Below are 1877 nucleotides of genomic sequence, written 5' to 3'. Positions count from 1 at the left end.
TTTAGAGCGCCGGGTCGCCCGGCCCTCTTGTCCTCTGGCCCGATGCTTCTTCCAATGAGCAGGAACCGGCTCAACTTCGGACCGTTGCCATCTGCCGGAATCCCAGCCTTCATCACCAACCAAGGCACTTGTGACAAAACTTTTGCCGGATCGGCTTGCTTTTCCGAAATTCAGTCGCTAGGGAACACGTCTCGTCGCGACCGGTCGTTTACGATCGGATTGCGGGGTCATGGAAAGCATGGCCTGTTGCGCGCCCGTAGCTCAGCTGGATAGAGCACCAGACTACGAATCTGGGGGTCAGGAGTTCGAATCTCTTCGGGCGCGCCAAACAATTATATGAGACCGTTGGGATTTCCGACCTTTTCTATGTTGCCTTCAACAGCCTAGAGGGGAACAAAAAGCCGTAAAAATCCCGGAATGGGGCTCAAAGCCCCACGGATACTCCCACTAATTCATATGCGGTTCACTGGCTGTCCTACTCTCATCGAGGGTGACAAACCGTGAGGAAGCCATTCTCGGGCAGCCTCACGGAACGGGTAGCAGTTGCGCATTGCCGATCTTCCCGCCATCTATGCAAGAAGGCGCGGGGATCAATCAAGGCAATGCTTAAACCCTTTGGGAAGTGGTTCGTTACGAATTGGGAACGGGTCTTGTTTGTGATCGTCGGCTTGGCCCTGCTCGGCGCGAGCCTGACATTGATCTATCAGGAAAAAGTGACAGAAGCCGCCGCAGTCTTTGGCCTTGGCTTTCTCAGCTTTCTCTACGCCAACGTTTCGCGCTTCAAACGCTTCAAAGGGCTGGGCTTTGAAGCGGAGCTTTGGGAGGACAAGCAGAAAGAAGCCGCTGACCTCATTGAACGCTTGCGCGATATCGTTTCGATCTACACGCGGGAAGTTATACTTGGAAAGGTGAAGGCGGGGCGTATCGGGGTTGCAGGAAAGTGGAATGATCATTGGAAGCTCTATGATGATCTTGTCACGCAGCACAACACCCTTGGACAGAAGGTCGATTTTTCGGACATCAAAAAGGAAATGGATGACACTTTCCTTTTCGACATGACGATGCCCGAAATCAGGAAACTAAGAGCCGCTACGAATAAAGGAAAAGAGGCTGCAAGGCAAAGGATCGAGCAGGAGTTTGGAAGTCCCGTCCGTGACAATGAAGGCTACAATCGGCGCTGGGCGCAGTTTCGCGAGATACCTGAAGACATCAAAGACCCCTTCAAGATTTCGATCAAGGAGGATTTGGCAGGTTACGCCTTGAAGGTCTGGCGGGAAACCAAAGAACGGCTCAAACGAGATTTTGACGTGGACGCGGATGTTGACCAAAAGGTCCTTGATCGGTTCGTAACAATCTCAAAGCTCTATCAGTCCCGACCGGTTCAAGTGACGGACGAAATGATCGCATGGGCGAACCGGGAGGACTGAAATACTCCTTGCGCTTCAGTTCAAGTTCGGCAGACCTCATAGATCTCATGCGGACGACCTAGCTGGTCATGAACTCAGCCTGTTCATCGTGCCAGCCCTTCATCCACCTTTCACGGCGACCGCTATCCGTATAGGGGCATTTGCGCAGCGGGACGTGGCGTCGACAGGCTTTCTGCCCCTCTTCATAGACCGACCCGCCACCGTGAAGGTGCTCTTGTAAAAGGGCGGCACTGATTGTTGACTTCGGCATTTCATTGTCTCCGGTTTGAGTGCCGGAACATGGGAACGCGGCGACGGGGCAACAATCCGCAATTTTCGAACATCTATGGGAAAAGCGTCGACCTGTCCGTTACTTCCTTCTCCATCATATAATTGTTCCGCACGACCGGAGGTCCTAAGTGACGCTTGAAGAAGCTATTGCCGAGCATATGCAGCTAATCGACTTGGAGC

Annotated in this window: 1 protein-coding gene and 1 tRNA gene; both read left to right on the top strand. The window is 53.0% G+C overall.

Translation table 11 applies throughout. The features are described 5' to 3' along the window. Positions 1-250: 250 nt before the first annotated feature. Positions 251-327, top strand: a tRNA-Arg gene (locus ENZ74_RS30695). Between the two features lie 323 nt (positions 328-650). Continuing rightward, positions 651-1427: a hypothetical protein gene (locus tag ENZ74_RS30690; RefSeq protein WP_127224211.1), complete on the top strand. Its 777-nt coding sequence runs from the start codon at positions 651-653 to the stop codon at positions 1425-1427. Positions 1428-1877: the final 450 nt, after the last annotated feature.

The organism is Mesorhizobium sp. M7A.F.Ca.CA.002.15.2.1 (genome assembly GCF_003998715.1).
GTDB classification, from domain to species: Bacteria; Pseudomonadota; Alphaproteobacteria; order Rhizobiales; family Rhizobiaceae; genus Mesorhizobium; species Mesorhizobium ciceri.
Note: the sequence above shows the minus strand (reverse complement) of the source record. Positions and strands in the feature narration are given on the sequence as shown.